Source organism: Deltaproteobacteria bacterium HGW-Deltaproteobacteria-2 (assembly GCA_002840505.1).
In the GTDB taxonomy this organism is placed as follows: domain Bacteria; phylum Desulfobacterota; class Syntrophia; order Syntrophales; family Smithellaceae; genus Smithella.
Window position 1 is genome coordinate 112,023 of record PHBC01000004.1, and the last position, 9,290, is coordinate 121,312.

General features: G+C 44.7%; 6 protein-coding genes. 3 read left to right on the top strand and 3 right to left on the bottom strand.

Annotation, left to right across the window (positions count from 1 at the left end):
• Positions 1 to 48: 48 nt before the first annotated feature.
• The 3 genes from CVU62_10625 to CVU62_10635 form a co-directional block, all read right to left on the bottom strand.
• Entirely contained in the window at positions 49 to 3,669 is a 3,621-nt protein-coding gene (locus tag CVU62_10625; protein ID PKN37434.1) for a hypothetical protein, read from the bottom strand.
• Positions 3,670 to 3,930: 261 nt separating this feature from the next.
• The gene (locus tag CVU62_10630; protein ID PKN37442.1) at positions 3,931 to 6,372 is read right to left on the bottom strand and encodes a copper-translocating P-type ATPase; all 2,442 of its coding nucleotides are present in this window, start codon (positions 6,370 to 6,372) and stop codon (positions 3,931 to 3,933) included.
• 22 nt (positions 6,373 to 6,394) lie between these two features.
• A complete protein-coding gene (locus CVU62_10635; GenBank protein ID PKN37435.1) occupies positions 6,395 to 6,595 on the bottom strand; it encodes a mercury transporter in 201 nt (66 codons plus the stop codon).
• Between the two features lie 225 nt (positions 6,596 to 6,820).
• On the opposite strand from CVU62_10635, the gene CVU62_10640 reads away from it, so the two are divergent.
• The 3 genes from CVU62_10640 to CVU62_10650 all read left to right on the top strand — a co-directional run.
• The gene (locus CVU62_10640) at positions 6,821 to 7,660 is read left to right on the top strand and encodes an MBL fold metallo-hydrolase (protein PKN37436.1); all 840 of its coding nucleotides are present in this window, start codon (positions 6,821 to 6,823) and stop codon (positions 7,658 to 7,660) included.
• A gap of 33 nt (positions 7,661 to 7,693) precedes the next feature.
• Positions 7,694 to 8,086 (top strand): hypothetical protein, encoded by a 393-nt coding sequence (locus CVU62_10645; protein ID PKN37437.1) that lies wholly within the window; start codon positions 7,694 to 7,696, stop codon positions 8,084 to 8,086.
• A 34-nt stretch (positions 8,087 to 8,120) separates the two neighbouring features.
• Positions 8,121 to 9,290 (top strand): YgiQ family radical SAM protein (locus CVU62_10650; GenBank protein ID PKN37438.1); only part of this gene is annotated, 1,170 nt, incomplete at its 3' end.

Consider the following 9,290-nt stretch of genomic DNA (forward strand, 5'->3'; position numbering starts at 1 on the left):
TCTTTTTCAAAAAGGCTTCTGCCTCGCACTCTTCAACAAAGTGGTACATTATCTAAGTCTTACTATTGCATCCTTTGTGCGGGTGAGCCAGTGGCTTTGAGGACAAACTTCCATTTCCTGATAGAGAGTTTCAGCTTTTCTCAAGTTCTCAAGAGCCTCTTCCTTTCGGTCTGCCTTGGCAAGGAACTCACCAAGATGAAGATATCCGACAGCACTCCATCCTTTTATTTTGCAGTCTTCTAAAATTGAAATACCATACCTGATCTGGCGCTGCGCTTCTTCAATAATGGTTGGGGCCTTTTCCCCCACCATACATCCAAGAAGTACCCGTGTCATACCCTCACAGGGTTTTGAATTACATTCCTGTGAAATTTTTAAAGCCTCATCAGCACACTCTTTGGCGCGCCTCAGATCACCTGAAGTCCAGAAAGTCATGCCCAGGAACCAATAACTCCACGATAACAAAAAGGGCATGCCATTCTCTTTTGCAAGAGAGAGACTTTTCTCTCCAGCATCTATCGCTTTCTCATAATCTCCAAGAAGATAATAACCACCCCCGAGCATAAACCACGCAGTCTCGGCGGCAACAGAAATTTCTGCCTCCTCAAGGATTTTAATCGCTTGTTGCGCATGAATGATTGTATCATCCTCGTATCCTGCAAGTTGCGCTACGATGGAGTGATACATGTGCGCAAACCCCATCTCCATTTTATCATCGACTTCACCGGCGTTTCGTAATCCTTTCTCCAAAACATCTGTCGCTTCCTTGAACCTTCCCATATATCCTAAAGAACCACCGTAATTCGAACAGATATGCGAGTATGCGCTATATCCCATTCCAAAAAAGTCCTTTTCCAGATGGTTTTCCTCAAGGAGATGAATGGCTTTACTTCCGATGTCCACAACTTTCGCAACATCACCTGAAGTCCAGTATGCAAAGCAAACCTGCCCTGCGCTTTGTGCCATAAGTCCAAAGTTCTTGATCTTCTCCGCTGAATTGAAACACTTCTCGGCATATTCCAGGCCGAGGGATGGATTGCCGGCAAATGTATGATAGTAACTCAAACTACCATAAATCTGTAAAAGACCTTCATCATCCCCTAACTCCTGAGCAACCTTTTCCGCATTTTGAATGATTGCAAGGCTGCCCTCAGGGTAACTCAACATTGTCAACCGCATCATCATCTGGATGAATGTCGCCAACTTTTCTTTTTTATTCTCCACGCCCTCTGGCTGGGCATCCAGCATACGGATCGCTTCCTTGTAGAAGCGGATGGCCTCGTTGTTGGCGTAGTTCTTTGCCGCCTTGTCCCCGGAAAGTTTCAGGTACTCATAGGCTTTCTGAAAGTTATCGCTCTGAGAGTAGTGGTAGGCCAGTGTCTCATAGAACTCGGGAAGGTGATCATGAAGAAGTTCCTCCATGACCAAACCGATCTTTTCGTGAATTAGTCTGCGTTCTTTTAGGAGAAGACCATTGTAGACTACCTCCTGGGTCAGGGCATGCTTGAAGATGTACTCCAGTTCCGGCTGGAGGGATATGGTTTTAATAAGATCGAGCCTCTCCAGGTTAATAAGACTTTTGTCTATGTATTCCTTCAGGTCACTGATCCTTTTCAGTATCTCATAGAGAAAAGCTCTGCCGATGACGGAGGCTTCCTGGAGAATCCGCTTGGTCTCCCTCTCCAGTCTGTCCAGTCTTGCCGAGATGACCCCCTGCACGGTGGAGGGAATATCTTTTTCGGTAAGTGTTCTGGTGAGTTTCCAGGAATCTTTGTCTTTGATAAGTGTGTCTGCTTCAATCAGCGAGTTGATGACCTCCTCCAGGTAGAAGGGATTCCCTTCCGCCTTGTCCCGGACAAACATCTGCAACTGTTTGGGGATTGTTTTGGTCTTCAGGAGAGACTCCACCATGCTCTGGGCATCAGTAGGAGATAACTGCAGGAGTCTGATCTCATGATAGGACTTCATACTGCCCGCCTGATGGCTGGTAAACAGGCTGAAGCTGGGACGATAGATACAGAGAAAAATAACGGGATACTTGAGATCCATCAGGATATTCCTCAGCAGCTCCACCGATGAGGGATCAGCCCAGTGGAGATCTTCAATACATATAATCGTAGGAGAGTGTTTGCAGAGGTTGGCTAGGATCAACTTGATCGCCTCGTGGAATTTTATTTTCCACTGCTCTGGAGAAACCTGATCCATTTCCTGGTAGGAAAGGGAATAAAGATTGCCGATGTAGGGGATCAGGTCTTTTCTTTCTCCCAAAGTCGTCTGTGCTCCCCTTTCCATTTTTTGTCTCGTCTGATCAGGGGGCTCTCCTTCCTTGATCTGCCAGGCTCTGGAGAGAAGATCAATAAGAGGAAAATAAGGGATATTCTGAGAATAGCCGTAGGAATGGCCCTCTCTCCACTGGATAGCATTAAGATCCAGTGATTTCCTGAACTCTTCAATAAGTCGGCTTTTGCCGGTGCCAGCCTCTCCGATGATGGAGAATATAGAGGGTTTGCCCTGCTTGAGATTTTCAACTGCTTCTTTGAGCCGGTCCATCTCCACTCGACGGCCAATCAGTTCTGCTCTCAATCCGGATAAACGATGGGTCTTGGATAGAGCTTCCTTGGGTGATGAGACTTTGTAGATTTGGATAGGCTCTTCCTTGCCTTTTACTTTGGTGGAATCAAGCTTCTCGAAGTTAAAATATCCTTCCGCTTGATGATAAGTTTCAATTCCCACAATGATCTCATCGGTTTTAGCCAGGCCTGAAATACGGGACGCCACGTTTATAGTATCTCCCAATACTCCGTGGGTTCCTTTCTCAAAATCTATATCCTTCGCCACCACCAGGCCCGTATTGATTCCCGTGTGCATATAGAGGGGCCTGCCGATTTTTTTCGAAAGAGTTGGACTGATTTCTTTCACCAGGTTGTGAATCTCCCGTGCTGCCCGTATAGCCCTTACAGGATCATCCTCGTGAGTTTTGGGGACGCCGAAGATGGCCATGACAGCATCACCCACGAACTTTTCAATGAAACCTTCATACTTCACCACTACCTGGGAAATCTTCCCGAAGATCGTGTCCATGATCTCCTTTACTTCTTCGGGATCAAGTTTCTCATTCATGGCCGTGTAACCGGAGAGATCACTGAACATGACTGTGACGTGCTTGCGCTCACCGTGCGTGCTGAGACGGGGCGAGAGGTCGCTGTCTTTTGTCCTACCAGAAATTGGTGTCTTCTCTACCATGCTTGCTTCAGGCTGAATGCCCTTGGCTTTTAATCCATCTATTATACGGGCGATGGAAAGAGAAAGTCCTTCAGGTTCCGCTACAATCATGGCAGTCCCACCCAGAGCGTGCCGCCATTCAGGTTGACACTCTTTCAATTCCGGCGGTTTCATATTAATTAACACAGGGAAAAATAGTTTTCCTCTTTCAAATCCGCCTATCACTTCTTTGGTTACCTGGTCGGAAATACAGGCATTCGGGGATGCGATCAGGACAATAGCATCGCAGTTTTCCAGAGCATGTGTGATCTGAATCAGGTAGCTTGTTCCGGCAAGGACATCCCTTTCAAAATACCATGTACGGTATCCTGCCGCTTCAAGCCCTTGTGCGATATCCAGCATGACGGGGAGGTCTTTTTCGATGTGACTTAGAAAAATACAACTCATAAACCCATCCTTGTAATGAATTATTGTTGCATTACGAAAGATACAATTTATACCCGACAGGTTTGTAAAGCTGATTAATTGTAATATCTTATTAATGGGTTAATAATGTAAAGTCAATTAAATTATGGATCATTCAGTGAGGATTACAAATGGTAATCTGCACTCTTGCTAACTCAAACAGGTTAAGACTGTGTAGGTTAAACAAGCACTTTTTTGCTTATTTCTGATATTCAAATATCGTTTGGTAAAAGAATAAAAATACTAAAAGGAACCTGATGCTTTCCCCCAAACTCTGTGTAGGCGCAACGAGTTACTGACCACAGATACCGAACTCAAAGCCATGGCCGCGGCGGCATATTCGGGATTTAACAATATCCCGAAGAACGGATACAGAGCACCGGCAGCAATAGGTATTCCAATCACATTATAGAAGAAAGCCCAGAAAAGATTCTGCTTGATCACTCGTATTGTAGCTTCTGACAGGCCTATGGCCTCCGGCACACCCGATAAATCATCGCGGATCAAAGTTATATCACTGGCTTCAATAGCGACATCTGTCCCCGCTCCAATGGCGATACCGACATCCGCCGCCGCCAGTGCCGGTGCGTCGTTGATCCCGTCGCCAACCATAGCGACAACTTCACCGGCCTTTTGCAGTTTCCTTATTTCATCAGCCTTATTACCCGGAAGAACATCCGCCAGTACCTGATCAATTCCTAGCTGAGCGGCAATAGCTTGAGCCGTACCGGCGTTATCACCGGTGACCATCATCACTTTTAAATTTCTCTTCTTTAAATTTTCAATCGCCTGTTTAGCCGAGGCCTTCGGTGTATCGGCTAAAGCAATAATACCAAGAACATTATTTTCAGATGCAACATATACTACTGTTTTTCCTTCACTGGCAAGTTTGGATGCCTGCGTGTCCCAATCATCAACGGAGATACCTTCGCTCTTCATAAAAATGCGATTTCCGGCAACGCTTGATTTATTTTTGATGAAAGCTTTCGCCCCCATACCCGATAAGGCCTCAAATTTTTCAGCCACGGCAATTGCAATTCCATCTGTTTGAGCTCTTCGCAAAATAGCCTGTGCCAGTGGATGCTCCGAGTTTTTCTCCAGCGCTGCGGCATAAGCAAGAACCTGTTTTTCATCATAACCTTCTGCGGCCGCAATGTCGGTTATGGCCAGTTCACCTTTAGTAAGAGTGCCTGTTTTATCGAAGACGACAACGGATAGTTTATGTATTTTTTCCAGAGCTTCGCCGCCTTTGATCAAAATTCCATTCTGCGCTCCGAGACCTGTACCCACCATGATTGCCGTCGGAGTGGCCAGCCCCAGCGCGCAGGGACAGGCAATCACGAGCACGGAAACAAAATTAATCAAAGCGCGGCTGAAATTGCTTTCGGTAGGAAGAAAATACCAAATAGCAAATGTAATAAAAGCGATGACAAATACCGCGGGCACAAAAACAGATGCAACTTTATCCGCCAGCCTTTGAATGGGAGCTTTGGAACCTTGTGCTTCTTCTACCAAACGGATGATCTGCGCCAAAGCGGTTTCGGCGCCTACGCCCGTTGCCTGAAAAGTAAAGCTGCCTGTTTTGTTCATGGTAGCGGCAAACACCTTATGCCCCTTTTCTTTAATGACAGGTATGCTTTCGCCGGTCAACATTGATTCGTCAATCGTAGATTCACCCGATATAATTATTCCGTCAACGGGAATTCTCTCTCCCGGCTTGACAAGCAGCACATCGCCGACCTGCACTTTCTCCACGGCAACTTCAATCTCTTGATCGCTTCTTACCAGATGCGCTGTTTTCGGTTTCAGCCCCACCAGCTTTTTTATTGCCGTGGATGTTTTCCCTTTGGCTTTGGCCTCCAGAAGCCTGCCCAGAAGGATGAGAGTGACAATCATTGCCGCGCCGTCATAATAAACGTGAGGCATCACGCCGGCGGTGGTAAAAAATTGCGGGAAAAAAGTTGCCGACGCTGAATAGGCATACGCCGAAAAAGCACCGACAGCTACCAGAGTGTTCATATCTGATGTTTTTTGCAACGCGGCTTTATAAGCGCCCACAAAAAAACGGCTGCCCACCCAGAATACAGCGGGAGCGGTCAGAATAAACATGGTCCAAAGCATTGTCTGGCGAGGTATGAAATGCAGAAAACCAAACCAGTGCTGCATTGAACCTATAAAAATAATAATGCTTAATATCGCACCACAGGTTACTTTTAACTTAAGTTCTTTTAATTCTTTTATGCGGGAAGCCTCAATGGGATCGGCAAGACTATCTTTAAGTTCACCTAAAAATTCATAACCATTATCGACTATAACTTTTTCCAGTTCCGTAAGGCCGCCCCATTTTGCCGAATGGATTACTGTGGCACGGCCTGTGGCTAAATTGACACTGGTTTCTAACACACCATCCACTGAATTTAGCGCGTTTTCCACTCGGCGCACGCACGCTGCACAGGTCATTCCGCCAACGGAAATTGTGATTTTCGCCTGATCCGAACCTGACATATCAATTAACGCTTCATAGCCCAGATCATTTATCTTATCCTGCAAAGCTTTCGCATTAATACTGTTGCCATCATATTCAATTATGGCTTTTTGCGAGGCGAAATTAACATTCGCTTTAGACACACCCGCGGTTTCACGCAAACCATCTTCAATGCGTTTCACACACGAAGCACAGGACATTCCATTAATAGCAAACGTTACCTTATTCAACAACTTCGTATCCTGCTTTTTTTACTGCCGCAGCAACAACGCCGGGATCTACTGCCTTTACTTCTTCATAAGTCGCCACACTGTTTTTCAAATCGACCTTTACATCTTTTATCCCATCCAAAGCGCTCAAAGCCTTAGTCACAGCCATTACACAATGCTGGCAGCTCATTCCCTTTATTTTTATACTTTTCATGAGAGCAACCTCCTTATTTAGCAATTAATTTAAGACCTTTTATTATAATGGCAAGAGCAATAATCATTATTTGTGGGAATTTTCGCTGTTGCCCAGACATTATATCCTGCTTGATTTATAATTTGTTCTGTATTATTGAATTACATGAAGTTGCCACCCCGGTGATATTAGCCCGTGGGACAATATAAATGCAAGCTTATTTATCTTATTCGTACAGGATGATAAATGATAATTCGCTGCTGGGGCTCTAGAGGCTCTATTCCTGTTTCGGGCAAACAATATTTACGCTACGGCGGCAATACAACCTGCCTTGAAATCAGGACGAACGATGATAAAATATTAATCGTTGATGCCGGTTCCGGTATTCGTGAAGCAGGTAATCACCTAATCGCATCCGGTCGTCATGATTTCACTCTTTTATTAACGCATGCCCATTGGGATCATATTATGGGCTTTCCCTTTTTCAAACCCATTTATTCACACAAAACCAATTTGAACGTCTGGGGTTGCCCTTTCGCTCAGGATTCCATAAAAGAAATGCTTGCACGCACTATGGAAGCGCCTAATTTCCCGGTAAATTTCGATTCAATTCATGCCAATATATCATATCAAAATACGTGCATTGAATCTTATACCCTCAGTTCAATGATTATAACACCCATTGCTCTGAGCCATCCCAATCAGGGCTCGGGCTATAAGTTTGAAGAAGACGGCAAATCTTTTGTTTTTCTCACTGATAACGAGTTGCGTTTCAAGCACGAAGGCGGACTTGATTTTCAGGACTATCTTGAATTTTCCCTGAGCGCTGATTTACTCTTCCATGATGCCGAATATAAAGAAGAAGAATATAAAAAAACCAGCGGTTGGGGACATTCCTGTTACAAGGACGCACTGAATCTGGCAATTGACGCCGGAGTTAAAAAATTAGGTTTATTTCATCACAATCAGGAAAGAATTGATACAGAAATTGACGCAATTGTGAATGATTGCCAGGAAGAGATCGAGAAGCGCGGCAAGAAGCTGGAATGTTCCGCAGTCGGTCAGTCCATGGAATTTAAACTTTAATTTTTCGTAGTTCAATCCCGGAAATAAGAAAACATGTTTTTTAGTCTGCATATACTATTAATGGCAACATCTACTTTGGGTATAATTGCCGGTGTAAGCGCCGCCATGTTTTTCCGTAAGAAGAAAAACTGGATGAAAATTCATAAAACGTTCAATTTAATTAGTTCCATAGGAGCGGCAGCGGGAATAGTTATGGTCTTTATTTATATTACCAGTACAGGCGATGAGCACTTCGATGGAGTTCATCAAATTATCGGTTTAATTGCTTTTACCGCTGCCTTTATCACAATGTTTCTTGGATTTTATCAATTCAAAGCTAAAAATAAACCAGCCATTAGAGCGACACACCGCTGGCTGGGACGTCTCTCCCTCCTGATGTTTCTGACGGCAATAATTATGGGACTAATACTGATAAATATAATTTAAATAACCCTCGCCATTGAGATGATTTTATCCAAATATGTTTTTCCCTACAACCAGCGCTGAACTAAAAAAATTAAAATGGGATAATCCCGATATTATCCTTGTAACCGGCGACGTCTATATCGATAGCCCTTTTATCGGTGTTTCCGTAATCGGACAGATTTTAACAAAAGCCGGCTTTCGCGTGGGCATTATCGCTCAGCCCGATTGGCAAAGCAAAGCCGATATCTGCCGATTGGGAGAGCCAAAGCTTTTCTGGGGTATCACTGGCGGCTGTATGGATTCAATGGTCGCTAATTATACGGCCACAAAGAAAAAAAGGCTAAGCGATGACCTGACCGCCGGAGGGAAAAATAATAGCCGTCCTGACCGCGCCGTTGTAGTTTACGCCAATCTGATTCGTCAGTATTTTAAAGAAACAAAACCGCTGATATTGGGCGGTGTTGAGGCCAGCCTTAGGCGCATTTCTCATTACGATTACTGGTCGGATTCCATCCGCCGTTCGATTTTATTTGACGCTCGTGCGGACATACTCGTCTACGGCATGGCCGAAAAAGCCACATTGGAAATCGCGCGAAAATTACAGCATGGCCTGGATATAAAGGACACCAAAGGAATTTGTTATATCTCCCCTGCCCCGCCTCCTGATTACATCGAATTGCCTTCTTACGAAGAAGTAACAGGGAATAAAAAATCTTTTATTCGAATGTTCAGCACCTTTTATCAAAACAATGATCCTATCACCGCACAGGGATTGTTTCAAAAGCATGGTCCCCGCTACCTTGTCCAAAATCCGCCGCAACCTAATTTAACCGTTGAAGAACTGGATAAAATATACGCACTTAATTTTGCCCGCGACGTTCACCCCTTCTATCAAAAGCAAGGCAAGGTCAAGGCGATGGAAACGATTAAATTCTCCTTAACCTCTCATCGCGGCTGTTATGGTGAATGCAATTTCTGTTCAATCGGCCTGCATGAAGGTAGAACGGTAATCAGTCGTTCTGAAAAATCAATACTTCATGAAGCCCGAAAACTTGCAGCGCTTCCTGACTTTAAAGGCTATATACTGGATGTGGGCGGATCTACGGCAAACATGTACGGCATTGAGTGTCAAAGAAAACAGATCAATGTGGCGGGGCGTGATAGCGCGATGGCAAAATGCGCGATAAATCACTTCCCAAATTCATTTGATTGTATCAAGGTTCAT